The following is a 26,027-nucleotide window of genomic DNA, read 5'->3' as shown; positions in this document are numbered from 1 at the left end:
AAGATATCAAATAAGGAGGTTTATATTGTGGTTCAAGAATATGATGTAATCGTTATAGGTGCGGGACATGCAGGTGTAGAAGCAGGTTTAGCATCTGCAAGACGTGGTGCTAAAACATTAATGCTAACAATAAATTTAGATAATATTGCATTTATGCCATGTAACCCATCTGTAGGTGGACCAGCTAAAGGCATCGTTGTTCGTGAAATTGATGCTTTAGGTGGACAAATGGCAAAAACAATCGATAAAACACACATTCAAATGAGAATGTTAAATACAGGTAAAGGACCTGCTGTAAGAGCACTAAGAGCGCAAGCAGATAAAGTACTTTATCAACAAGAAATGAAACGCGTGATTGAAGATGAAGAAAATTTGCATATAATGCAAGGTATGGTAGACGAACTTATTATAGAAGATAATGAAGTTAAAGGTGTACGTACAAATATTGGTACAGAGTATTTATCTAAAGCAGTAATTATTACAACGGGAACATTTTTACGTGGTGAAATCATTTTAGGTAATATGAAGTATTCAAGTGGACCAAATCACCAATTACCATCAATCACATTATCAGACAATTTAAGAGAACTTGGTTTTGATATTGTTCGTTTTAAAACAGGTACACCACCGCGTGTAAATTCAAAAACAATTGACTATTCGAAGACTGAAATACAACCAGGTGACGATGTAGGTCGTGCATTCAGCTTTGAAACAACAGAATATATATTAGATCAATTGCCATGTTGGCTAACGTATACTAATGCTGAAACACACAAAGTTATCGATGATAATTTACATCTATCTGCAATGTATTCAGGGATGATTAAAGGAACCGGGCCACGTTATTGCCCTTCAATTGAAGATAAATTTGTTCGATTTAATGATAAGCCGCGACATCAACTTTTCTTAGAGCCTGAAGGTCGTAATACAAATGAAGTATATGTGCAAGGATTGTCTACAAGTCTTCCTGAACATGTGCAACGTCAAATGTTAGAGACGATACCAGGTCTTGAAAAAGCAGATATGATGCGTGCCGGCTACGCAATTGAATATGATGCGATTGTGCCAACGCAGTTATGGCCTACACTTGAAACGAAAATGATTAAAAACTTATATACTGCAGGTCAAATTAATGGTACATCTGGTTATGAAGAAGCAGCAGGACAAGGATTGATGGCAGGTATTAACGCTGCAGGTAAAGTGTTAAACACAGGCGAAAAGATATTAAGTCGTTCAGATGCATATATTGGTGTCTTAATCGATGATCTTGTAACTAAAGGTACTAATGAACCTTATCGTTTACTAACATCACGTGCAGAATATCGTTTGTTACTACGTCATGATAATGCTGATTTGAGATTGACGGATATGGGATATGAACTTGGTATGATTTCTGAAGAACGATATGCACGTTTTAATGAAAAACGTCAGCAAATTGATGCGGAAATTAAGCGTTTATCAGATATTCGTATTAAACCAAACGAACATACGCAAGCGATTATCGAACAACATGGTGGTTCTCGCTTAAAAGATGGTATTTTAGCTATCGATTTATTACGCAGACCTGAAATGACTTACGATATAATTTTAGAAATTTTAGAAGAAGAACATCAATTGAATGCAGATGTTGAAGAACAAGTAGAAATACAAACAAAATATGAAGGTTATATCAATAAATCACTACAACAAGTTGAGAAAGTTAAGCGTATGGAAGAGAAGAAAATTCCAGAAGACTTAGATTATAGTAAGATTGATAGTTTGGCGACTGAAGCGCGAGAAAAATTATCAGAAGTAAAACCTTTAAATATTGCACAAGCTTCTAGAATATCAGGGGTAAATCCAGCAGACATATCTATATTATTGATTTACTTAGAACAAGGTAAACTCCAAAGGGTGAGTGACTAATGACTGTAGAATGGTTAGCAGAACAATTAAAAGAACATAATATTGAATTAACTGAGACTCAAAAACAACAGTTTCAAACATATTATCGTTTACTTGTTGAATGGAATGAAAAGATGAATTTGACAAGTATTACAGATGAACACGATGTATATTTGAAACATTTTTATGATTCCATTGCACCTAGTTTTTATTTTGATTTTAATCAGCCTATAAGTATATGTGATGTAGGCGCTGGAGCTGGTTTTCCAAGTATTCCGTTAAAAATAATGTTTCCGCAGTTAAAAGTGACGATTGTTGATTCATTAAATAAGCGTATTCAATTTTTAAACCATTTAGCGTCAGAATTACAATTACAGGATGTCAGCTTTATACACGATAGAGCAGAAACATTTGGTAAGGGTGTCTACAGGGAGTCTTATGATGTTGTTACTGCAAGAGCAGTAGCTAGATTATCCGTGTTGAGTGAATTGTGTTTACCGCTAATTAAAAAAGGTGGACAGTTTGTTGCATTAAAATCTTCAAAAGGTGAAGAAGAATTAGAAGAAGCAAAATTTGCAATTAGTGTGTTAGGTGGTAACGTTACAGAAACACATACCTTTAAATTGCCAGAAGATGCTGGAGAGCGCCAGATGTTCATTATTGATAAAAAAAGACAGACGCCGAAAAAGTACCCAAGAAAACCAGGGACGCCTAATAAGACTCCTTTACTTGAAAAATAATGCATAATCCTTTACAACTAACATAAAAGGAGCGAATGGATAATGAAAAAACCTTTTTCAAAATTATTTGGTTTGAAAAACAAAGATGACATCATTGGACATATTGAGGAAGATCGCAATAGTAATGTTGAATCCATTCAAATTGAACGTATCGTTCCCAACCGTTATCAACCAAGACAGGTGTTTGAACCAAATAAAATTAAAGAACTTGCTGAATCAATACATGAACATGGTTTACTACAACCTATTGTTGTAAGACCGATTGAAGAAGATATGTTTGAAATTATTGCTGGAGAGCGCCGATTTAGAGCAATACAATCACTAAATTTACCTCAAGCAGACGTTATTATTCGTGATATGGATGATGAAGAGACGGCTGTTGTTGCATTAATTGAGAATATTCAAAGAGAAAATTTGTCTGTTGTTGAAGAAGCGGAAGCCTATAAGAAATTATTGGAAATTGGTGATACAACGCAAAGTGAATTGGCAAAAAGTTTAGGTAAAAGTCAAAGCTTTATTGCAAATAAGTTGCGTTTATTGAAGTTGGCGCCGAAAGTACTACTTCGCTTAAGAGAAGGTAAAATTACTGAACGCCATGCGAGAGCGGTATTATCATTGTCTGATAGTGAACAAGAAGCGTTGATTGAGCAAGTCATTGCACAAAAACTAAATGTGAAACAGACTGAAGATAGAGTACGCCAAAAAACGGGGCCCGAAAAAGTCAAAGCACAAAACCTTCGCTTTGCACAAGATGTCACTCAAGCACGAGATGAGGTAGGCAAAAGTATCCAAGCGATTCAACAAACAGGACTACATGTTGAGCATAAAGACAAAGATCATGAAGATTATTATGAAATAAAAATTCGAATATATAAACGTTAGTAGTAGGATGTCGTATACATGATGACTAACACATAAAAGACAAAGCTAAGATCATAACAGCTTTGTCTTTTTTTGTTTTACGTGAAACATAAAAATTTATATTTATATGTTGATCAGGCTGGTACATAAATCAATGTTCTATGCTCTACGAAGTTATATTGGCAGTAGTTGACTGAACGAAAATGCGCTTGTAACAAGCTTTTTTCAATTCTAGTCAACCTTGCTGGGGTGGGACGACGAAATAAATTTTGCGAAAATATCATTTCTGTCCCACTCCCTAATTTGAGCTGGATATACCTTCATTTGAACCCTTTATTGCTAGTTTATGAAAGTATCATGAAAGCTTTATGAACATCGCTTGAGTTGCCTTTACAGTAGAAAATTTAAGTTTTACACTTTGTGTGAATGATACGTTTTGTATTGAATTAATTATAGAAAGGTACGTTGAAGATGTTTTCAATTGGAAGTGCAATTCTTCATTTTGTCATTGGTGGTATCGCTGTTGCATTAGCTTCAATTATTGCTGATAAGGTAGGTGGTAAGTTAGGAGGTATTATAGCTACTATGCCGGCAGTCTTTCTTGCGGCTATTATCGCATTAGCTTTAGATCATCGTGGTACGCAATTAGTGGAGATGTCGATGAATCTTAGTACTGGAGCAATTGTCGGTATTCTGTCTTGTATATTAACTGTATTTTTGACATCTCTCTATATTAAGCATAAAGGTTATCGGAAAGGCGCAATATTCACAGTTGTTTGTTGGTTTGTTATTTCCCTCGCAATATTCAGTATTAGACATTTATAGTTTGGAAAATGCGTGATAATTAGTTGTATTCAGTTATTAAGTAATAAATTTTTGGAGGCAGAACATCATGAAATTAACATTAATGAAATTTTTTGTGGGGGGATTTGCAGTATTATTAAGTTATATTGTATCTGTAACACTACCTTGGAAAGAATTTGGCGGTATATTTGCAACGTTTCCGGCAGTATTTTTAGTGTCTATGTTTATTACAGGTATGCAATATGGTGATAAAGTCGCTGTGCATGTAAGTCGTGGCGCAGTGTTTGGTATGACAGGGGTATTAGTTTGTATTTTAGTTACATGGATGATGTTACATATGACGCACATGTGGTTGATTAGCATTATTGTTGGTTTCCTAAGCTGGTTCATCAGTGCAGTATGTATTTTTGAAGCGGTAGAATTTATAGCACAAAAAAGATTAGAAAAGCATAGTTGGAAAGCTGGAAAATCGAATAGTAAATAGTGTGAACGTAATCTCTTAACTAGGACTAACTTTGCAAGCATTGAATAGCATGGAAAAGTTGCATCATTAATAAGTGAAATTCAAGTTGGCATTGAGAAAATTACAAGCGCGTAATTATACAGGTCTGTCTTAAGGGAGTCTTCGAACCCCGATGTTGTCGTATGTCAAAACATTTAGTCAATCATAAAGGTGACTTTAACTAAGTTTATCTGATAGTCTGATTGTAATGATTGTACTAATTGACTGGAGGCGTATGTAATTGAATCTGAGTAAACAAATTAAAAAGTATAGGGAACGAGATGGTTATTCACAAGAATATCTTGCTGAAAAGTTATATGTATCTAGGCAGAGTATTTCTAATTGGGAAAATGACAAAAGCTTACCAGACATACATAACTTATTAATGATGTGCGAATTGTTCAATGTAACTTTAGATGATTTAGTAAAAGGGACTATTCCATTTGTACCTGATATTAAAGTGCAACGAAGTCTTAACTTATGGACATATGTGATGCTTATTTTCATGACATTAGCTGCAATTTTAATGGGACCTTTAGTTGTTTATTGGAATTGGACTTGGGGTATAACGGTGGCAATCATTTTGGGAATAGGTTTTTATGCATCTATGAAAATAGAAGATTTAAAAAAAGTGCATAAAATGGACAACTACGATCGAATTGTTGCTTTTATGAATGGAAAAGATCCTAGTGAAGTACAAACGACTAAAGCTAGAAATACGATGACAAATGCGCTTTCTATTATATCAGCAATTGGTATACTCAGCCTCATAATTTTCCTTAGTGTGTATATGGCAAATAAGTTTTTATAAATCATCATCGTATTGTCTCATATTATCCAAAATAGCATAAAAAAATACCAACAAGATTTAGAACCTTGTTGGTAATCAAAGCGATTCATTTATAATGAGTCGTTTTATTTTGTAAGATTAAACAGTTTGTACGTTAACTGCTTGGTCTCCACGTTGACCTTCAGTGATTTCGAAAGTAACTTTTTGACCTTCTTCTAAAGTTTTGTAGCCATCGCTAGCGATACCTGAGAAATGTACGAATACGTCTCCGCCATTTTCTTGTTCGATGAAACCAAAACCTTTTTCTGCGTTAAACCATTTTACTGTACCGTTATTCATATAGAAAACCTCCATGTGCTTTTGCACTTAATATTTGTAACAAATTCATAACTAAAAAAGAGGATATTCTAAACAAATACACTACAATTTAATTCACGAGCTTTTATTACGTAAGACCAACTATACGCTCATATTGGCATAATGTACAGTGTTTTTTGAAAATAAATTTAAAAAGATTTTTAAAAACCTTAGAAACGTTGATTTAAAGGGGTTTATAAAAATAAAAAATTGTAGTCTTTTATGGTGTTTGCTAGTTTTCAAAGTGACATAACGTTTAAACATGACGATTTTATAAGCAATTCATAAAAAACAAGCAGCGATAAATGCTACTTGTTGATATTAAAATCTGACTTGAAAGGTCATAGCAATGTTATATGCCGATGGAATGTGCTTATTTACCTTTTTCTTCACGACGTTTTAAATAATAAGCGCCACCTAATAAACCAGCTGGAATACCTATAATTGGTGTTGTAACTACGCTTAAGACAATAACAATCATTGCTAAAGCAATCACGTTATACCAAGTTACAGTCAAATTTTTCAAATCCTCGTATGATTGTTTTACTAATTCTCTAAATTTCATGATTCAATCTCTCCTTTTTATAAATCAGTTAATAGTTATACTGCATTGCTTAAAATCAAAATCTCAATGAAGCATCTTTTAATCGTAAGTGTTAAATGGTTTTCTTAATCAATTTGTTTGAATGTACAAAAGCAATTAAAGCAAAAGTAATGTAAATGAGGGTGTATACAACAATTACTACAATAACCGGCATGAAGGAAATATTACCCATCAATTTCATAAATGCTATTGCGGCGAATACTGCATGTAATATAGCAATCAATAATGGTAAACCGAAGTTGAAAGTAATTTTTAATAATAATCCCTTAAGCATATCTGTATGCGTAAAGCCTATGCGTTTTAATATTCTGAAGTTACTTAGTTCATCCTCAGTTTCATCCATTTGTTTAATATAAATAATACATCCAGCTGCTACTAAAAATGCTAATCCTAAAAATGATGTAACAAATATTAGAATACCGTTAGTAGCATCGACCTCTTTTTTCATTTCATCATAAGTGATGACTTTGTCTCCAAACTGTTTTGCAATTGCTTGAGCTTTTTCCTTTTGTGATGTTTGTTTAATATCATATCCATAAAAAGTATGAACGTTATTTTGTGTTTTCAACTGCTGATACTTTTCAGGACTTACTTCGACGACAGGTGAGTTGAAGCTTAGATTTAAAGGATAAACCCTACCTTTGTCTTCTTGTGTAACACGGAAAGTTTCATTCTTAGTTCCTTTTACTACTAAATCTTTGTTTAAATGGATATTAATAATGTTAGGAAGTGATTTTGTATTTGTAATGATGGCATTGTTGCCTGTTACCTTGTTATTTGCACTTAATATTGAATTCGTGCGACCTGAATCACTACCATTTTCCAAAGTAATAACCTGATCTTTAACATTATCTACAGTAATAGTTTCGTAAGCATTTTTAGAAAATGTAATTTGTTGTTGGCTTAGTTTAGTTTCAAATTGTTTAGCATCTTGAGTAGCGACCACGTTAAATTCATTTGGTGCCATAGATGTAAGGGTTTGATCTGTATTTGATTTAGATAATGCCGCGAAACACAATACAGTTACTGTAACTGCAGAAATAATTGCAATGATAGTTAAAGACATCGCATTTTTCTTCATTCGGTACATAATAGACGATGTAAATACAACATCTGTAATAGATACGCGTCCATTTTTAGATTTTTTCAAAGTTTTAAAAATTAGTGACACGGAACTTCTGAAGAATAAATAGGCGCCTACTACCGTTAAAAATAAAATGATAAACGGTGATGTCATAGCCATAGTTAGTGCTTTAAATGTTCCAAACATTTCTGTCGCCATATAATAGCCTAGTGCAATCATAGCAATACCTAATACGCCTGAAATAACCTCTGCAGTCGTTACTTTAGCAGTTGTGGCATCAGTTTTAATTGAATCTTTCATCATTGATAAGATACTACGTCTTTTTAGAAATAAAGCACTTTGAAATAAAATCAGTACATACGCAATAATTAGCATGAAAATAGTTAAAACAAGGGCCATAGGTTCGAAATGTATCGATAAGTTAATCGATAACGACATCAATTTAGATACTATGGAAAGCAATAATTGTGCACCTGCAATGCCACATAATACACCGACAACACCTGTGATTAAAAATACAATCATTTGTTCAAGTGCTAACATTTTCAAAATGTTTTGTCGTGTTAAACCAATCAACTGAAATAGCGCAAATTCACGTGTACGGCGTTTCACGAATAAATGATTGGCATACATTAAAAAGATGACAATAATGATAAATAAAAATATTGATCCGACTAAAGCACCTTTCTTAATGATGGCCATCGAGTCGTCATTATTTACACCTTTAGTAAACTGTAAGGTTGTAAAACTGAAATATAAGACGATGCTAAAAAATAATGAAAATAAATACATTGCATAATGTTTTAAGTTTTGTCGTAAGTTTTTGAAAACGATATGGTTAAATGTCATTTGAGACACCACCTAATACTGATTGAAGATGTACAATGTCTTCATAAAAGGCCTGTTTAGAACGTCCTTCCTGATAAAGTTGTGTATGAATTTGGCCATCTTTTAGCATGATGACACGTTCTGCAAAACTTGCTGCAACCGGATCATGTGTAACCATGACAATAGTTGTATCAAACGATTTATTCATTTCTTCCAAACGTTGTAATAGGTCATTTGCACTTTTCGAGTCGAGTGCGCCTGTTGGCTCATCTGCAAATATGATTTGTGGTTTGTGAACAAATGCTCTCGCTGCTGCAGTTCTTTGTTGTTGACCACCAGATAATTCGCTAGGGTATTTATTTCCTAGGTCATAAATACCTAATGCTGTAGTAATCGCTTTATAATTTTCTTCCATTGTTGCTTTCGACATTTTTTGAACAGATAAAGGTAACATAATGTTTTCTTTGACAGTTAATGTCGGCAGAATACTGTAATCTTGGAAGATGAAACCTAATGATTCTTTACGGAATTTGGCAAGTGCTTTTTGATTAAGTTTATTAAGCTCTTGTCCGTTAGCAATCACGCTACCGCTAGAAATTTGGTCAATTGAACTTAGTACATTTAATAAGGTTGTCTTACCTGATCCAGAAGGCCCCATAATCGCAACGAATTCGCCTTTTTGTATGTCAAAGTTAATATCTTTAAGTGCTTGAAATGTGTGCTTTTTACCGTATGTTTTTGAAACATGTTGCACTGATAATATTGTCATAGTCTCACTCCTTTTGTATTTAATTTCATTTTAAATAATGTTTGGAGTAGTAGCCTTTATCTAAACTTACAATTCAATGAATGAACCTTACAGAGTTGAAAGCTATCGCTACTTAGTAGATTTTTGAGTGAGGATACAGATTAATCGTACATATTAGACAAAAGCAATGGTGCTTTCTAAGTGATGATGTTTGTGTAAATTGAGAAAAGGGAATTTAATTATTGTATAATAAATTTTTTGTAAAAATTAAAAGAGGGCTTTATTTGAAAGGAATTGATTGTTATGGAAAAAGGAAATCAAGGTATTAAATGGTCTAGTTTAATAATGGGTGTATTATTATTAATGTTGGCAGTCGTTATTTTTACATTTCCAATTGAAAATTTTTATGCTATTACCTGGTTGATTGGACTGTTTGTATTAATTAACGGTGTGATTCAAATCATTTACCGTAGAAAAGCAAAAGCTTTAGTAGGTGGTAACCAAAATTGGATTCTGTTTATGGGGATTGTAGATATTCTCTTTGGTCTTATTGTCATTTTTAATGTTGGCGCTAGCTCGGCATTTTTTATCTACATGTTTGCATTCTGGTTCATTTTTAGTTCTATTGCAGGATTATTTACGTTTACGGGTAGTGGTAGCTTAAAACTAATTTCAGTGATTTTTAATTTATTAGGTATTGTTTTCGGTGTCATTTTATTATTTAATCCATTAATGGGTATCGTCTTTATTTCGACGATGATTGCTATTGCATTTGTATTCGTAGGTGTCATTTATGTTGTAGATGCACTTGCTTAAGTAAAATGAAGCGGTTCAAAAGAAGGGTGTGACATGAAGTTTGTGTCATATCCTTTTTGTTGTGTTTATGAAGCATAAAAAAGGGGCGCTACCTACAATAAGTAAGATACGCCCATATTTTTATATTTTACTATTATTGTTTTTCAATACGATTAATAGTTACATTTAGTCCAAAATATTTTTCTAAAAAATGTTTATAGTTATCTTTAGTGACATCAAATTTTTCTGAGCTACCATTCCTTGTTAAAGTTAAATGATTTTCAGACATTGTAGCACGGCCAAATGATTGTGGCATTGTAATTAATAAATGCTGTACAAATATTGAATCTGGATGCGTTTGATTATATTCGATGTTGCTATTAAAATCTTCTATTTGTTTAGGTTTGAATTCAGCTTCATATTTTGTATGCCAATGATCATTTTCGAATTTTTGAACATAGAAAATATCCTTGTCTTCGTTGTTAAAAATAGCGCGGAATGTACCACTGATATCAGTAATTGGTTGTGTATGCTCAGATGAAGTAATAGGAATGGCATGTAGAGGTAAGTCTCCAAAGCCAACATCAGTTACATAGAATACATCATTTATAGAAACAACAAGTGAAGCATGTGAACCGTTCAGACTACGACCGCCACCGGGTGTGTGAATAGTAGCTGACATTAATTCAGGATTAAATCCTTTTTGTTGTAAATATGCTTTGAAAAATGTATTTAACTCATAACAAAAACCACCACGTTTATCATGAACAATTTTATTAAAAAGTGCATCGATATTTATAGATATCGGCTTACTATTTTGAACATCAATATTTTCAAAAGGTACAGTTAACATAAAACGTGTTGCATAATAATTTAATGCTTCAATACTCGGTCGATTATAACGAGATGAATCAATTTGTAAATAATTCTCTAACTTCGCAATATTCATAAGCATAGCGCCTCCTGTATTAAAGATTATAATTAAATTTTAAACAGAAATGCTGAAATTTTAAATTCGAAAGCATTGAATTTTGGATAAATACATTTTAAATAGAAAAATACGCTCTCAAAATGAAGTCATCTCTAAAAGAAACGATTTAAAGATGACTACTGAGAGCGTAGCATAATGGAAGAAGTGTGCAGGGTGTCTAAAAATGCAACAATACAAAGGTAGTTGCAAGACAAGTTACTTTATTTAGACCATTTGTGTTCTATGCGACCAAACTTCCAAATTAAACTTGAAATAAGCCAAGTAATTAAAAATAATGCAACTAAAATATAGCCTAAATAATCAAATTCGATCGAACCAATGAATGCCCAAAACGCACCATGTAAATCTAGCTTATCAGCAAGAATTTGTAGCAATTCAATCATCCCAATCACTAATGCTGCCATGACTGATATCGCAGTAATCGTTATATTGTAATAGATTTTGCGAATAGGATTGAAGAATGCCCAATTATAGGCATACTTCATTACAACACCATCTAATGTATCCAATAAACTCATACCTGATGCGAATAAAATTGGTAAAGATAAGATTCCGATAAATGAAATGGCTTGTTGTGATGCGCCTGAAGAAAGAGCGAGTAACGCAATTTCACTAGCTGTATCAAAACCAAGTCCAAATAAAAAGCCAAGTGGCAATACGTGCCAACTACGCGTGATTAACTTGAAATAAGGTCCTACAAATCGAGAAACAAATCCTCTAGATTCAAGTAATACATCGACTTCAGCTTCTTCAATGTGTTCACGACGTAATTTAGCGAACAAGTTAATTAAAGAGATTAAAATAATTAGATTCAACACACCGATAAGCACTAAAAAGAAACCTGAAACTAGTGTACCAATCGTTCCACCAATATCTTGGAAATGTGGTAATTCATCTTTAGCCCATTTTACAGATATCCCTAAAAAAACAGCCATTAAAAATACAACAGATGAATGTCCAATTGAAAAATAGAAACCCACACCAGATGGATCTTTGCGTTGTTGTAATAATTTACGAACGGTATTGTCTATCGCGGCGATATGATCTGCATCAAATGCATGACGCAAACCTAATGTGTATGCAAGAATCCCCATACCAAATAAGATATGATGGTCTTTTCCAGCAATCCATAAAAAACTAAACCCAATAACGTGTAACAAAATGACAATAGCTATGTATGGTAACCAGCTTAAGCGCTCATTTTTAAAAACAGTCAAAATATATCCTTCTTTCATAACATGATATTTAATCATACTGTATGTTCAATGTGCACTCTAGTAAAAAGCATTCATATAACAAAAATATTATGCAAAATTATTTGTTTTATTAACATATATATGTAATTACGATAGTTTTTAGCGTTATAGATTATGAGTCATTAAGCAACAACAATGTAAGATGTCACTTTGCTTAACTTGGCATCCTTTTTATGATTTTCAAATTCAAAAAAATGAGCAAAATGAATCTCTTTACCAGTTTTTAATATTTCAATACCATGCATGGAACCTAAGCACCCATGTGTGATGTTGGAGTGGATATTGAGACTAGCAACCTGATTGTAATAGTTAGATAGTTCTTGAATTAAAATTTGAGGTCCATAAATGTCAAAGTGTCCAGGCACAGACCAAATAAATTCTGTTGTAACCAGTGAACGTAATAATTCAATATCTAATGCTGCTGTAGCAACTATAAAATCTATCATTTGTTGACGTTTAGGCGCATGATTGCATGACACATCTCCTGTTAACTTAAAAGGTAATGATGACTGAACTTCCGTTTTAAAATGTAGTTGGTGCTGAAATAAAGCTTGTTCCAATATTGATATAGCTTTAGGACCAACGCCATGCATCTCCATTAGAGATGACTTCGTATATTGTGATACTGCTTCTAATGTGTATATACCTTGTGAATTTAGCGCGCGTGTTGCAGGCTTTCCAATTTTAGGTAAAGTCATTTGTATCCATCCTTTATGTTGTATGGTAGTCTTTCTGGCAATATACCCTGATTTGTACAGAATTATTTATAAAATTAATATTGTTTAGTGGTTGGTGAATAAATGTGGGAAATATAAACAAAATGATATCTTTATCGAAATATTATTAGTAAAATCGTTATATTAGCATAACCAAGTGAGCGTAACATGTTAAAAATTTGGGAGAGTAAGGAGGTATGTAAGTGAATATAGAATATAAAAAAGGTATATTTTTAGCACTCAGTGCATACATTCTGTGGGGAATACTACCTATATATTGGCAGTTCGTTGATGCAATAGGCGCATTTGAAATTTTAGCCTTTCGTATTATATTTTCAGCAATATTCATGATATTCATACTCGCGGTTGGACAAAAACAACGCAATGCATTTCAACGAGATATGAATCAATTGTTAGGCAAGCCCATTCAGCTATTAGCGATTGTCGTAGCAGGCTATGTCATTACATTAAATTGGGGTACATTTATTTGGGCTGTAACGAACGGTCACGTCCTACAAACAAGTTTAGGTTATTATATAAATCCACTTGTTAGCATTTTGCTCGCACTTATCTTTTTAAAAGAAAGATTCAATAAATTTGAATGGCTAGCCATTTTATTCGCATTCATCGGTGTATTATATATGACGCTCAAGATTGGAGAATTCCCAATCGTTTCTATTATATTAGCGTTATCCTTTGGTACATATGGATTATTGAAAAAAGTAGTACATATTGATGCCATCAGCAGTATTACGATTGAATGTATTGTTACAGCACCTGCTGGACTAATATACGTTATTTATTTATGGCAGCAACATCAGATGTCATTTGGATTGAACATGTCATCATTTTGGTTGTTATTTTCTGGTGCTATTACGGCAATACCACTAATCCTATTCTCAGCCGGGGCAAAACGTATTCCACTTTCGCTAATAGGATTTATTCAATACGTTGGACCAACAATAATGTTTGTACTCGGCATATTTGTTTTCAAAGAGCCTTTTAGTATAGATCAATTAATTACGTTTATATTTATTTGGACAGGTATTGTGTTATATAGTCTTTCTCAATACATTAAATTGAAGAAACATCCGGTCGCAAAAACCCTATAAAATACGAGGAAAGATAATTATACGTGTTTTCAATATCCTTTGTGTCATGATAAGGTGAGACTGAGGTATGTGTGCAGTAACAGTGACAGCTGTATAAATTTAAAACATTGAATATGAAATAAATCACTTTCGTTGAATTCGCACTTAAAATGAATTTAAACGAAGGTGTTTTTTTATTTCATGATTTATGAGGGCATACGTAATGTTGATCAATGAAACGGAATAGTATAGAAATGTATTTTATGTGATGTTACGTAATGACTTAAATCTTTATACAAATTTTCAGTGAAGCACGCAATGATTTAAAGGATAAACGTATTTTAAAAAGGGAGTCTTGATTTAGCAAAGGTTGATTTTAAATACAAATTAAAAAGCGCCCAAATCAATGAGATTCGAGCACTAATTTAAATATTTTAAAATATACCAATTACTTTCATCCAAAGTGATCCTAAACCAATCCAGATAATAAAGTAGACGAAACCTAAGATCAAGTTCATTGTCCACCAACGTTTTTGAGTCACGTAACCTGAAGAGAATAGAATCGGCGCTGGACCACTACTATAGTGTGTTGTTGAAGCTAATAGGTTACCGAAGAAACCTAACATTAATGCACTGAATAATGGTGGTGCACCGGCTGCGATGGCAACGCCTAGTAATGCTGCATACATCGCACTGATATGTGCTGTAGAACTTGCAAATAAGTAATGTGAATAGAAGTAGAACAATATTAAAATGACCAGTACTATAGGCCAGCTTAAGCCACCAAGACTTGTAGCAATGGATTTACTTAACCAAGGAATAAATCCAAGCTTGTTTAATTGGTCGGCCATTAACACTAATACTGAGAACCATACTAATGTGTTCCAAGCACCTGTTTCGTTTAAAATGTCTTGCCATGTTAAGACACCTGTCAATAATAACAATGCTAGCGCAATAAAGGCCGTTAAAGTTGCATCAATATGAATGAAACTTCCGACAATCCATAATGTTAGAGCAATGACAAAAATACCAATCATAAATTTTTCAGCTAAAGCGATTTTACCCATAGTCGCTAATTCATTTTCAGCCCAACTCTTAGCATTTGGTGTTTCTTTAACAGTTGGTGGATAAATTTTATAAATAATAAAAGGTACAACAATTAAGGAAACAAGTCCAGGAACTAAAGCAGCTAGGAACCAATTCATCCATGTAATGTGAACATTAGATGTGCTAGATGCTAAATTTTGTGCAAGGGGGTTACCGGCCATTGCAGTTAAAAACATAGCCGCAGTAATTAAATTACCTTGGAATTCTGTGAAAACAAGAAATGCACCCATTTTGCGTGCTGATCCGTCTTTCGGTTTCGAACCAAATGATTCAGAAAGTGATTTGATAATTGGGAACATGATTCCACCAGCACGCGCGGTATTACTCGGTGTAGCAGGCGCTAGAATTAAATCTACACCGACGATAGAATATGCTAAGCCTAATGTTTTTTTACCAAATAATTTGACGAAATGAAGTGCGATCCGTCTACCAAGACCTGTTTTCACAAATCCTCTCGAAATGAAAAATGCCATAGCAATTAACCAAATGCTATTATTACCAAAACCAGCGACAGCCGTTTTCATGTCAACAATGCCAACGAGTACCATGATTGTAAATCCAATTATAGAGACGGCCCCAATTGGCATCGGTTGTGTAATACAAGCAATGATTGTCGCGACGAATATTGCGAACATATACCATGCTGTTGGATCCACAGCATCCGGTTTAAAAGGTGTAAGTGCCCAAATAAGGAGACCTACAACGATAGGGAGTATAAACTTACGATATTTAACCGTGTTTTCCATGTTAAAACGTCCTTCTTTCTATGTTTTATACATATTTCAATTTAAGAATAAAGCTAACTACAAAAGATGTACAGTAATAATTAAATATAAAATTAAATTAACGAAATCATTAATATAATTATTTTTCGAGAAGCGGTGAAGAACTGGTATAGATGGTGTTTATTAAATTCAAAAAAGTGGCCTTTTAAACAAATAAAAAACCCGTTAACGTGTTGTTAACGGTTAATAAGCACATATTTATTTTAAATTTTTTAATATACGAGACATCTCTTCAATTTTACCAGCATGAAGTGGGATGTGAATGGCATTTAATACTAATAACTCTTCTAAGTTATTACAACCAACAATTGGTTGTTTCAATTCAATTGCTAAATCATCTTCAGTTAGATTTCGTGCACGTTCAGGTAATGTTTGGAGACCTTCTAAAATCTTTTCAATACTCGGTACTTCATCCTTCCATTCATCTGGAGACGAACCATTTCCGAATAAAGGTCTATAGATATTTAAATCAATATTCTCTTTACCAGCAACAGCTAAGGCCGATTCAAAAATTGTTAATACATGCCCAAATTGCCAATGAATGGTATTAGAAAAAGGCTCATGATAATCATCAAGTACCTTTTCAACTTTCCAAGCATCATACACATTTACTAAATATCCTAACCCCATATCAATGACATCAAATACTGTTTTTGTAGTCATTATTAATTCCTCCCCCATAAATAAAACATACTTCCGTAAGTATTACCCTATTAACAAAGTTGTTAGTCATTTAAGGAATGTGTACAACAACTACCTTACAATAAAAGATAGTTGACGAAAAGTTCTCAATGTACTATCTTATTATGTAAGATAGTAGGTGATTAAAATGTCAGTGTCAGATCAGATTATGAAAGGTCTCTTAGATGGGGCGATATTAGGTCTCATTGCCCAAGGCGAAACGTATGGATATGAAATTATGACGAAACTTAAGAATCAAGAGTTTCCAGAGATAAGTGAGGGTAGTATTTATCCAGTTTTAATGCGTTTAAACAAAAAAGGATACGTTGATACGACAATAAAAAAATCTAGTAATGGCGGCCCGAGGCGGAAATACTATACGATTACCGATTCAGGTTTAAAGGAACTAAAAGTATTTAAATCAAAATGGCAAGCTTTGAATAAAGGGATGATTAACTTGTTTGGAGGGGAAAACGATGTTAACTAAACAATCTCAAGATTTTTTAGAAAAATTACGTGTTGAATTGTTATTTAGAGGTAAGACTGAAGCAGAAGTAGAAGAGTTATTGGAAGAGCTCGAAGATCATTTAACTATGGCTGAAAAAAATAACGAAGATACAAGTTCAATTATTAATACACCGATTAAGTCAATGGCTGATCAATTATCACCTGAGATAAGTCTTACTACCGGTTTGTATAAATATATTACTTTGTACTTCTCTTTTATATTAGCAGTCATTATAATTCCTAGGTTTTTAGATTTGGGTACATTTGATGTGACAATTGCATTTTTACTTTATATAGCTAGTATCGTTATTTTAGGTGTTGTCATTGGTATGCTGATTCTACGCAATACATTAGTCCGATTTGGTGACCAAAAAATAACGTATGTTATAAATGTGACTTATGGAATTGTCGTATTTTTATGGATGATTTTTGGTGGTTTGATTATTAAAAAATATCCTATCTATAGTTTCTTTGAGTTAAGTGACAAACAGAGTTTCATCGTTGGGTTAGTACTTTTAATTGCGCTTATTGTAATTTGTATTTTAATTAAACAGAAAATTTATGCGCTCATCGTGTTGGTAATTTCATTGCCAAGTTTGATAGCAAGGATAGCAGCTATCTTTAGTAAAGAACCAGACACTTTTAATTTAGTTTCAGTAAGTATACTCATCATTCTAAATATAGCATTTATTATTTATACATTTGTAAATTTTAGGAAGTTAAAAAAAGAAGACTAAACAATGTCGTTTAGCTAAAATACATCATTATAGTAAAACTGTATACCAATCATCCAAAAGCACCCTAAAGTTAGACTTAAACTAACAAATTAGGGTGCTTTTGTTTGTGCATTTATAACTATTCCGTTGTGCCTAGAGCTATACGTAAATCCTCATCATTAGAAATAGCTTCAATGGCTGCAGTCAAACCTGCAACTATCTTTTCTAATGGCATAGATGGTGTATCGGGTTTACCAATGACCTGCTCTGGTATGTATGGCACATGAATAAATCCGAATCGTAGGTGAGGGTAATGCTTATCTTGTAAATAACCTAAGTGATAAAGCACGTGATTACATACATACGTACCTGCGCTATTTGAAAGTGCTCCAGGAAGTCCTTGATTAATAATACTTTGAGTCATTGCTTTAACTGGTAAATTTGAAAAATAAGCTGGCGCACCGTCTAAGTGAATGGCTTGATCAATAGGTTGAAAATCATCATTATCTGGAATACGTGCATCATCAATATTAATGGCGACACGTTCTGGGGTAATGGCATTTCTACCACCAGCTTGTCCTATAGCTAGTACAACATCATAATGATTAGATGCCAACGTTTTATTTATAATATTATCTACTTTCTTAAAAGAGGTTGGTAGTTTTAATTTATCGATTGTATGTGTGCCAATAATATCTTCTAGTTGAGTCACAGCTTCCCATGAGGGATTGATATTTTGATTGTCAAAAGGCGCAAACCCTGTTACTAAAATGTGCATTTTAAGACACCCCGCAGTATTAAAATTTAATTTAGTATAACACGCGCATAATTAAAAACATATCAGGTTATGTATGCGCATAAAAAACAGCCTTGAAAAACCTTTATAAATCGGATTTTCAAAGCGTGTTTTGAAAGGTATTTAATTAAAACTAAGCATGTTGATGTAAATCATCAAAGTTTGTTAAACGTTGTTGCCACTCATTATCACTAATATTATTTGCTTGAACATAACGATTACGCTCATGTTTAGCACATTCATAAGAGCATGCACCTAAATATTTAGTTTCGTTTTCTTCAGAAACTAATATTTGTTTATTACATTCTGGGTTAGCGCAATTAATATAACGTTCACATGGTTTGCCATCAAACCAATCCTTACCAATAATTGTTTTTTCAACTTGGTTGATATCAACACTGATACGATCATCAAATACATACATTTTACCGTCCCAATATTGACCTTTTGTTTCAGGGTCTTTACCATATGTAGCTATACCGCCGTGAAGCTGCGCTACATCTTCGAAACCTTCTTTTAAAAGCCATCCAGAAAATTTTTCACATCGAATGCCACCTGTACAGTACGTAACCACTTTTTTATCTGTAAATAACGCTTTATTCTCTTTAATCCAGTCAGGTAAATCTCTAAAGCGTGTGATGTCTGGGCGAATTGCACCTCGGAAATGACCTAAATCAAATTCATAATCATTACGTGCATCAATAATGACTGTGTCATCATCTTCAAGAGCTTTTCTAAATTCTACAGGTGATAAATATTGGCCAGTTGTGTGTCTTGGATCGACGTCATCTTCTAAATCTAAAGCAACGATTTCTTTTCGAGGACGTACATGCATTTTCTTAAAAGCATGTCCTTCAGCTTCATCAATTTTAAACACCATATCTTTGAATCGTTCATCGGCATGCATATGTGCCATATATTGTTCGGTTTCTTCTTTTGTACCAGATAATGTGCCGTTAATACCTTCTGTAGAAACAAGAATTCTACCTTTTAAATGGTGTGCTTTGCAAAACGCTAAGTGATCCTGAGCAAACTGTTCAGGGTCATCAATCGTCGTATATTTATAATATAAAAGAACTTGATAGTTCATAGGTTAATCTCCTTCTATAAACATGTTATAAGCATGTTAATTTTTAAAATAAAGCGTCAATACGCATATTTATCTACGTCCATCATTTTAACAGAGTTGTATTGTCATTCAATATTTCTAGCTTGAAATCAGCCACTAGACCGATAAAATAGATAGATGAAACCGTTATCATTTTATTTGATAGTTATCTTGTTTAAAATAAAATTGATAGTTAAAACGAATGAAATGAAAGGAATGATCATGATGTCACAACAAGATTTACCTACATTATTTTATAGCGGGAAGTCCAATAGTGCTGTTCCAATTATATCTGAAAGTGAATTACAAACAATTACAGCTGAACCATGGCTTGAAATTTCCAAAAAAGGATTGCAACTAGAAGGATTGAACTTTGATCGGCAGGGACAACTCTTTTTATTGGATGTATTCGAAGGCAATATTTTCAAAATCAATCCTGAAACGAAGGAAATCAAACGACCTTTTGTAAGTCACAAAGCGAATCCTGCAGCAATCAAAATACATAAAGATGGCCGATTATTCGTTTGTTATTTAGGAGATTTTAAATCTACAGGAGGCATTTTTGCAGCTACAGAAAATGGTGACAACTTACAAGATATTATTGAAGATCTTTCAACAGCATATTGTATTGATGACATGGTATTTGATTCTAAAGGTGGATTTTATTTTACAGATTTTAGAGGATACTCTACCAATCCACTAGGAGGCGTTTATTATGTTTCGCCGGACTTTAGAACAGTGACGCCTATCATTCAAAATATTAGCGTAGCAAATGGTATTGCTTTAAGTACAGATGAAAAAGTACTATGGGTAACAGAAACTACAGCCAATCGATTACATCGCATTGCACTTGAAGATGATGGTGTGACGATACAACCATTTGGAGCTACTATACCGTACTATTTTACAGGTCATGAAGGACCAGACTCATGTTGTATTGATAGTGACGATAATTTATACGTAGCAATGTATGGTCAAGGTCGAGTGTTAGTTTTTAATAAAAGGGGTTATCCAATAGGACAAATATTGATACCAGGCCGAGATGAAGGGCATATGTTACGTTCTACTCATCCGCAATTTATACCTGGAACAAATCAACTCATCATTTGTTCCAATGATATAGAAATGGGCGGAGGATCTATGCTTTATACAGTTAATGGCTTTGCAAAAGGTCATCAAAGTTTTCAGTTTCAATAAGACCTACCTGAATGAAAGGCGTCTTAAATTAGGGTGAACAGTTAGTGCTTGTTACACATGAGTTAAACGAAAAATGCCAACTATACCTAGGGATGATATAGTTGGCATTTCGTATATATATATTAAAACAATGAGGATTGTGTAATGAGATTATTCTGAGATTGAGAATTCAGCTGATGCTTCGAATTTAACATCTTTGCCTAGCATTACGCCACCAGTTTCAAGTGCTTGGTTAAAGTTAATGCCGTAGTTTTCTCTATTGATTGTACCAGTAACAATAACACCTGTTACTTGAGAACCATCCATAGGATTCTTACTTACTCCGTTGAATTCAACGTCGAATGTTTCTTCGTTAGTGATACCTTTAATTGTTAAATCACCAACAACTTTGTTTTCAGTAACTGATTTTGTTTCAAACGTGATTTTATCAAATTCATCAGTACCAAAGAAATCACCAGATTTTAAGTGGTTATCACGTGCTTCGTTTTTAGTGTTAATTGAGCTTGGAATAATTGTTGCAGTAGCTTTCAAAGTACTGAAGTCATTAATATCTCCTTCAACAGCTACATCAAATTGATCAAATGAACCTTTCACTTTAGAAACCATTAAATGTTTAATTTGGAATTCTAAACTACTGTGTGCACCATCAAAAGTAAAGTTAGTCATAATATAAAACCTCCATATTTTTATCTCTTAGATATATTTTTTATACTTGATATACATACAATACCACCTAAAAAACAAAGATGCAAGCATTTTATTTCGAATTCGAATATTTTCTGTGATGTATTTAAAGAATGACCTATAAAACACCACACTATTGTTATACCCTAGTCAATTAATTCAAACATAAAGAAGTGATTACAAGTCCGTGAAATTTAGTTAATGAGATAAATCTGACTATTATTATCATTTTTATAGTCACTACTATTGACTTTGCATCAAGTGACTCGTACTATTTTAATATAATTCTGAAAATTCAAAATATAGAACGTTAAATATGTAGATTATATTTTTTTGAAGTTTTAAAAAAGGAGGCATTTTATGGGAAATTATTTGGTTTTGCAATCAGATTTTGGACTTAGTGATGGCGCTGTAAGTGCAATGTATGGAGTTGCATATACTGTAAGTGATGATATACGTGTCGAAAACTTAACGCATGATATACCACCGTATGACATTTGGGTAGCGTCATATCGTTTATATCAAACTGTAAAATACTGGCCTAAAGGCACAGTTTTTGTATCAGTGGTAGACCCGGGTGTAGGTAGTGATAGGCGGAGCATTGCTTGCTTAACATATTCAGGTCATTACATTATTACACCTGATAATGGTTCTTTAAGTCATATTAAACATTACGAAGGTATTAAAAAAGTTATCGAAATTGATGAAGTGAAAAGCCGATTGCCTCATTCGGAAGAAAGTCATACTTTTCATGGTAGAGATGTTTATGCATACAATGGTGCGAGATTAGCTGCAAATAAGATAGCGTTTGAACGTCTCGGTCAGGCAATTAATGTTGATAGTATTGAGGCATTAGAAATAAGAGAAGCGACAAAAAATGAGGATTCTGTTACAGGAAGCATTGATATTTTAGATATCAGATTTGGGTCATTATGGACAAATATTCCATTGGCATTCTTAAAATCCTTGGAAATTGTTCATGGTAATAATTTGGTGGTAACAATTTATCATCAAGATAAGAAAGTCTATCAAAATATTATTAAATTTGCGCGATCGTTTGCAGATGTTAATGTGGGTGAACCTCTTGTGTATGTTAACTCGCTAGTAAATATTGGTGTAGCAGTCAATCAAGACTCATTTTCAGATTTATATCATATTGGTACTGGAAATGATTGGACGATTCATTTATCTAAAGCACCATCAATTTAATGAATTTTTTATGTAAGGAGTAATGAAGATGAAAAAACAAGATATTTCAGTTAAAACTGTTGTTGCGATTGGTATAGGAGCAGCGGTATTTGTGATTTTAGGGCGTTTTGTTGTAATACCAACAGGTTTTCCTAATACGAATATAGAAACATCTTATGCATTTTTAGCATTAATATCTGCAATATTTGGGCCTTTTGCTGGTTTAATGACTGGATTAGTTGGACACGCTATTAAAGATTTCACGACATACGGTAGTGCTTGGTGGAGTTGGGTTATTTGTTCAGGAATTATAGGCTGTTTATATGGATGGATTGGCCTAAAATTAAATCTTTCTTCAGGCCTATTTTCTAGGAAATCGATGATTTATTTTAATATCGGTCAAATTATTGCGAATATTATTTGCTGGGCACTTATTGCACCAACATTAGATATTTTGATTTATAACGAACCGGCTAACAAGGTTTATACACAAGGTGTTATCTCTGCAGTATTAAATATTATTTCAGTTGGTATTATTGGGACAATATTATTAAAAGCATATGCTTCATCTCAAATAAAAAAAGGTAGTTTACGTAAAGAATAATCATTTTGTTGAATCAGATATGTAAATGAATGTAGAAAGGTAATGATATATCATGACTGAACCAATTATCTCGTTCAAAGACTTTAGTTTTCAATATCATAGTCAAGCAACACCTACATTACAGAATATAAATGTTGATATTTATCCAGGAGAAAAAGTGCTAGTAGTTGGTGCTTCAGGTAGTGGTAAATCGACTTTTGCAAATTGCATAAACGGATTAATTCCATTTAAAACTAAAGGTAACATAACCGGGGAACTATATATAAATAATCAAGATGCAACCGTTAGTTGTTTACATGATAGATCTAATGTTGTTGGTACAGTTTTACAAGATACAGATGGACAGTTCATAGGCTTAACAGCAGCTGAAGATATGGCCTTTTTATTAGAAAATAATTGTGTTGAACAAGATGATATGAAGAAAAATGTAAGTTATTGGGCTGAAAAAGTTGGCATGATAGAACATTTAAATCACCGACCGCAAGATTTATCTGGAGGTCAAAAACAACGCGTTTCATTAGGTGGTATATTAATCCATCGTACGCCTATTTTAATATTGGATGAGCCGCTGGCCAATTTAGATCCTGCGACAGGACATGAAACGCTGAGATTGTTAAACAATATTCATGAAGAAACAAAGTCAACGATGATTATTGTCGAACATCGATTAGAAGAATCATTAGATGATACGTTTGATAGAGTTCTTCTTTTTAAAGATGGAAAAATCATCGCTAATACAACGCCTAGTGATTTGCTAAAATCATCTAAGCTTAAAGAAGCAGGCATACGTGAACCATTATACTGTACAGCGCTTAAATATGCAGAAGTAGATGTCGAATCCATTGATAACTTAGCGAATTTACGTGACGTTTGTATGAGTGAACATGTTAAATTTAAAGTGAAAAAATGGATAGATGAAACATCTGCAAATAATGATAATAAGTACAAATCTGAACCGCTATTAGAATTAAATGAGGTATGTGTTCAATATAGTGACTATAGTAATAGTGTACTTAATAATGTTCAATTAAATGTTTATAGAAGAGAAATGCTTAGTATAGTTGGTCACAATGGTGCCGGCAAATCAACACTTGCTAAAGCAATTTGTGGATTTTTAGATATAACAGGTAATATCCAATTTTGTAATAGGGGATTTAATCAATTGTCAATTAGCGAACGATCTGAATTCGTAGGTTATGTGATGCAAAATCCAAATCATATGATTTCTGAAAAAATGATTTACGATGAAGTAGCATTAGGGTTAAGAGCACGAGGTATGAAAGAATCAGATATAAAGATACGAGTAGAGAATGTGCTCAAAATATGCGGACTTTATGCATTTCGGAATTGGCCAATTGCAGCTTTAAGCTATGGTCAAAAAAAGAGGGTCACTATAGCATCTGTTTTAGTCTTAAATCCGGAAATAATCATATTGGATGAACCGACTGCTGGTCAAGATTTCTATCATTATAATGAGATAATGTCATTTTTAATTGAGCTAAACAGACAGGGAAAGACGATTATTATGATTACGCATGATATGCATTTATTGTCTGAGTATAGTTCAAGAACAGTTGTATTATCAAAAGGACAAGTCGTTGCTGATACCACGCCAGTATTGATATTAAATGATAAAAAAATCTGTGAGATTGCATCATTGAGACAAACATCGCTATTTGAAATGGCCGAATATATAGGGATTAGCGAGCCACAGAAATTAGTACAATTATTTATTAACCATGATAGGAAGGTGAGACGCCAATGAATCAATATAATACTATAGGTTTTCACCCGGGAAATAGTCGTATTCATCAATTAAATGCGACTGTTAAACTTTTATTCTTATTAGTTGTTTCTATTTCTGCAATGGTGACTTATGACACAAGATATTTAATTTTAATTAGTGCTTCATCTATTTTATTGTTCAAATATGCTCATATTGAATGGAAACAAGTTCGCTTTGTTGTTAAATTCATTCTGTTTTTCACAATATTAAATATTATTGCCGTATACATATTTGACCCTGAATATGGTGTGAAGATTTATAATCAGCGTACAGAGTTAGTCAATGGTATTGGTCGATTTACGCTAACATCACAGGAATTATTCTATCTTTTTAATCTAATATTAAAATATATTAGTACAGTTCCTTTAGCGTTAATATTTTTATTCACAACGAATCCGAGTCATTTTGCTGCAAGTTTAAATCAGCTAGGTGTGAATTATAAAATCAGTTACGCAGTCTCACTAGCATTAAGGTATATTCCAGATATTCAAGAAACATATTTTAATATTTCACAAGCGCAACAAGCAAGAGGATATGATAATTCGAAAAAAGCGAAATTTACTAGCCGTGTTAAAGGTATCAAACGCATTGTGTTACCTTTAATATTTTCTAGTATCGAAAGAATTGACACTATTAGTACTGCTATGGAGTTAAGACAATTCGGACAGTATAAAAGGAGAACCTGGTACGTCAAAAAACAATTAAAAAAAGATGATTATGTTGTTTTGTGTTTGACGTTAATACTTCTGATGTTAGTAGTTACATTATTCTTTTTAAATAATAGTCGATATTTCAACCCGTGGCATTAGTATTCATA

27 protein-coding genes are annotated in these 26,027 nt (G+C 33.1%); 15 read left to right on the top strand and 12 right to left on the bottom strand.

The features are described 5' to 3' along the window. Positions 1 to 27 precede the first annotated feature (27 nt). The 6 genes from mnmG (at position 28) to NSS86_RS12540 (ending at position 5,602) form a co-directional block, all read left to right on the top strand. Positions 28 to 1,905, top strand: a complete 1,878-nt coding sequence (gene mnmG, locus NSS86_RS12565; protein ID WP_000249657.1) for a tRNA uridine-5-carboxymethylaminomethyl(34) synthesis enzyme MnmG — start codon at positions 28 to 30, stop codon at positions 1,903 to 1,905. Next, the gene (gene rsmG / locus NSS86_RS12560; protein ID WP_000215587.1) at positions 1,905 to 2,624 is read left to right on the top strand and encodes a 16S rRNA (guanine(527)-N(7))-methyltransferase RsmG; all 720 of its coding nucleotides are present in this window, start codon (positions 1,905 to 1,907) and stop codon (positions 2,622 to 2,624) included. Before mnmG ends, rsmG begins: the two co-directional genes overlap by 1 nt. Positions 2,625 to 2,666: 42 nt before the next feature. Then, positions 2,667 to 3,506: a nucleoid occlusion protein gene (gene noc, locus NSS86_RS12555; protein ID WP_000742837.1), complete on the top strand. Its 840-nt coding sequence runs from the start codon at positions 2,667 to 2,669 to the stop codon at positions 3,504 to 3,506. A gap of 450 nt (positions 3,507 to 3,956) precedes the next feature. Continuing rightward, entirely contained in the window at positions 3,957 to 4,310 is a 354-nt protein-coding gene (locus NSS86_RS12550) for a DUF3147 family protein (RefSeq protein WP_000491382.1), read from the top strand. A 67-nt stretch (positions 4,311 to 4,377) separates the two neighbouring features. Beyond that, positions 4,378 to 4,773: a DUF3147 family protein gene (locus NSS86_RS12545; protein ID WP_000779134.1), complete on the top strand. Its 396-nt coding sequence runs from the start codon at positions 4,378 to 4,380 to the stop codon at positions 4,771 to 4,773. 259 nt (positions 4,774 to 5,032) lie between these two features. After that, the gene (locus NSS86_RS12540) at positions 5,033 to 5,602 is read left to right on the top strand and encodes a helix-turn-helix transcriptional regulator (RefSeq protein WP_001054128.1); all 570 of its coding nucleotides are present in this window, start codon (positions 5,033 to 5,035) and stop codon (positions 5,600 to 5,602) included. Between the two features lie 117 nt (positions 5,603 to 5,719). Here NSS86_RS12540 and NSS86_RS12535 read toward each other — a convergent pair whose 3' ends face one another. The 4 genes from NSS86_RS12535 to vraD all read right to left on the bottom strand — a co-directional run bounded on the left by NSS86_RS12535 (position 5,720) and on the right by vraD (position 9,223). Then, positions 5,720 to 5,920, bottom strand: coding sequence for a cold-shock protein (locus tag NSS86_RS12535; protein ID WP_001059079.1), 201 nt, complete (start codon positions 5,918 to 5,920; stop codon positions 5,720 to 5,722). Positions 5,921 to 6,311: 391 nt separating this feature from the next. Further along, entirely contained in the window at positions 6,312 to 6,503 is a 192-nt protein-coding gene (gene vraH / locus NSS86_RS12530; RefSeq protein WP_000672033.1) for a peptide resistance ABC transporter activity modulator VraH, read from the bottom strand. Positions 6,504 to 6,594: 91 nt separating this feature from the next. Further along, entirely contained in the window at positions 6,595 to 8,475 is a 1,881-nt protein-coding gene (gene vraE / locus NSS86_RS12525; protein ID WP_000143647.1) for a peptide resistance ABC transporter permease subunit VraE, read from the bottom strand. After that, a complete protein-coding gene (gene vraD, locus NSS86_RS12520; protein ID WP_000154162.1) occupies positions 8,465 to 9,223 on the bottom strand; it encodes a peptide resistance ABC transporter ATP-binding subunit VraD in 759 nt (252 codons plus the stop codon). The genes vraE and vraD overlap by 11 nt, the downstream gene beginning before the upstream one ends. Before the next feature lie 282 nt (positions 9,224 to 9,505). Between vraD and NSS86_RS12515 the strand changes: the two genes are divergently transcribed. Further along, on the top strand, positions 9,506 to 10,018 hold the full coding sequence (locus NSS86_RS12515) for an HdeD family acid-resistance protein (protein WP_000410764.1): 513 nt from the start codon (positions 9,506 to 9,508) through the stop codon (positions 10,016 to 10,018). Positions 10,019 to 10,151: 133 nt separating this feature from the next. Here NSS86_RS12515 and NSS86_RS12510 read toward each other — a convergent pair whose 3' ends face one another. The 3 genes from NSS86_RS12510 to NSS86_RS12500 all read right to left on the bottom strand — a co-directional run bounded on the left by NSS86_RS12510 (position 10,152) and on the right by NSS86_RS12500 (position 12,942). Then, the gene (locus NSS86_RS12510; RefSeq protein WP_001017423.1) at positions 10,152 to 10,946 is read right to left on the bottom strand and encodes an arylamine N-acetyltransferase; all 795 of its coding nucleotides are present in this window, start codon (positions 10,944 to 10,946) and stop codon (positions 10,152 to 10,154) included. 242 nt (positions 10,947 to 11,188) lie between these two features. Beyond that, the gene (locus NSS86_RS12505) at positions 11,189 to 12,205 is read right to left on the bottom strand and encodes a HoxN/HupN/NixA family nickel/cobalt transporter (protein WP_000215631.1); all 1,017 of its coding nucleotides are present in this window, start codon (positions 12,203 to 12,205) and stop codon (positions 11,189 to 11,191) included. 161 nt (positions 12,206 to 12,366) lie between these two features. Then, on the bottom strand, positions 12,367 to 12,942 hold the full coding sequence (locus tag NSS86_RS12500; RefSeq protein ID WP_000174573.1) for a DNA-binding protein: 576 nt from the start codon (positions 12,940 to 12,942) through the stop codon (positions 12,367 to 12,369). A gap of 221 nt (positions 12,943 to 13,163) precedes the next feature. Here NSS86_RS12500 and rarD point away from each other — a divergent pair, with 221 nt between their 5' ends. Then, on the top strand, positions 13,164 to 14,072 hold the full coding sequence (rarD, locus tag NSS86_RS12495) for an EamA family transporter RarD (RefSeq protein WP_001019815.1): 909 nt from the start codon (positions 13,164 to 13,166) through the stop codon (positions 14,070 to 14,072). 413 nt (positions 14,073 to 14,485) lie between these two features. Here the strand turns inward: rarD and NSS86_RS12490 are convergent, their stop codons facing one another. Both NSS86_RS12490 and bstA read right to left on the bottom strand, forming a co-directional pair. After that, positions 14,486 to 15,904, bottom strand: a complete 1,419-nt coding sequence (locus NSS86_RS12490) for an anion permease (RefSeq protein ID WP_000432352.1) — start codon at positions 15,902 to 15,904, stop codon at positions 14,486 to 14,488. A gap of 237 nt (positions 15,905 to 16,141) precedes the next feature. Further along, a complete protein-coding gene (gene bstA, locus NSS86_RS12485; RefSeq protein ID WP_000208909.1) occupies positions 16,142 to 16,606 on the bottom strand; it encodes a bacillithiol transferase BstA in 465 nt (154 codons plus the stop codon). Between the two features lie 166 nt (positions 16,607 to 16,772). Here bstA and NSS86_RS12480 point away from each other — a divergent pair, with 166 nt between their 5' ends. Then, on the top strand, positions 16,773 to 17,111 hold the full coding sequence (locus tag NSS86_RS12480) for a PadR family transcriptional regulator (protein WP_000116416.1): 339 nt from the start codon (positions 16,773 to 16,775) through the stop codon (positions 17,109 to 17,111). Further along, positions 17,101 to 17,868, top strand: a complete 768-nt coding sequence (locus tag NSS86_RS12475) for a membrane protein (RefSeq protein WP_000956429.1) — start codon at positions 17,101 to 17,103, stop codon at positions 17,866 to 17,868. Before NSS86_RS12480 ends, NSS86_RS12475 begins: the two co-directional genes overlap by 11 nt. A gap of 118 nt (positions 17,869 to 17,986) precedes the next feature. On the opposite strand, the gene pcp is transcribed toward NSS86_RS12475, so the two are convergent. After that, positions 17,987 to 18,625 carry a pyroglutamyl-peptidase I gene (pcp, locus tag NSS86_RS12470; RefSeq protein ID WP_000547838.1) on the bottom strand — a complete coding sequence of 213 codons (639 nt, stop codon included), beginning with the start codon at positions 18,623 to 18,625 and terminating at the stop codon, positions 17,987 to 17,989. A 151-nt stretch (positions 18,626 to 18,776) separates the two neighbouring features. Next, the gene (locus tag NSS86_RS12465; RefSeq protein ID WP_001109281.1) at positions 18,777 to 19,733 is read right to left on the bottom strand and encodes a rhodanese-related sulfurtransferase; all 957 of its coding nucleotides are present in this window, start codon (positions 19,731 to 19,733) and stop codon (positions 18,777 to 18,779) included. A 243-nt stretch (positions 19,734 to 19,976) separates the two neighbouring features. On the opposite strand from NSS86_RS12465, the gene NSS86_RS12460 reads away from it, so the two are divergent. Beyond that, the gene (locus NSS86_RS12460) at positions 19,977 to 20,948 is read left to right on the top strand and encodes an SMP-30/gluconolactonase/LRE family protein (protein WP_000082559.1); all 972 of its coding nucleotides are present in this window, start codon (positions 19,977 to 19,979) and stop codon (positions 20,946 to 20,948) included. 150 nt (positions 20,949 to 21,098) lie between these two features. On the opposite strand, the gene NSS86_RS12455 is transcribed toward NSS86_RS12460, so the two are convergent. After that, positions 21,099 to 21,614 (bottom strand): YceI family protein, encoded by a 516-nt coding sequence (locus NSS86_RS12455; RefSeq protein WP_000181124.1) that lies wholly within the window; start codon positions 21,612 to 21,614, stop codon positions 21,099 to 21,101. A 378-nt stretch (positions 21,615 to 21,992) separates the two neighbouring features. On the opposite strand from NSS86_RS12455, the gene NSS86_RS12450 reads away from it, so the two are divergent. Genes NSS86_RS12450 through NSS86_RS12435 form a run of 4 tightly spaced genes read left to right on the top strand, consistent with a single transcriptional unit; the run spans position 21,993 to position 26,019 of the window. Continuing rightward, a complete protein-coding gene (locus NSS86_RS12450; RefSeq protein WP_000528922.1) occupies positions 21,993 to 22,841 on the top strand; it encodes an S-adenosyl-l-methionine hydroxide adenosyltransferase family protein in 849 nt (282 codons plus the stop codon). 28 nt (positions 22,842 to 22,869) lie between these two features. Continuing rightward, a complete protein-coding gene (locus NSS86_RS12445; protein ID WP_000743711.1) occupies positions 22,870 to 23,424 on the top strand; it encodes an ECF-type riboflavin transporter substrate-binding protein in 555 nt (184 codons plus the stop codon). Positions 23,425 to 23,476: 52 nt separating this feature from the next. Then, positions 23,477 to 25,189 (top strand): ABC transporter ATP-binding protein, encoded by a 1,713-nt coding sequence (locus tag NSS86_RS12440; protein WP_000138654.1) that lies wholly within the window; start codon positions 23,477 to 23,479, stop codon positions 25,187 to 25,189. Continuing rightward, on the top strand, positions 25,186 to 26,019 hold the full coding sequence (locus NSS86_RS12435; RefSeq protein WP_001077823.1) for an energy-coupling factor transporter transmembrane component T: 834 nt from the start codon (positions 25,186 to 25,188) through the stop codon (positions 26,017 to 26,019). Before NSS86_RS12440 ends, NSS86_RS12435 begins: the two co-directional genes overlap by 4 nt. Positions 26,020 to 26,027 lie beyond the last annotated feature (8 nt).

The organism is Staphylococcus sp. FSL W8-0056, from assembly GCF_037963075.1.
In the GTDB taxonomy this organism is placed as follows: Bacteria; Bacillota; Bacilli; order Staphylococcales; family Staphylococcaceae; genus Staphylococcus; species Staphylococcus aureus.
The sequence above is the reverse complement of the archived record's forward strand: the minus strand, read 5'-3'. Positions and strand labels throughout refer to the sequence as shown.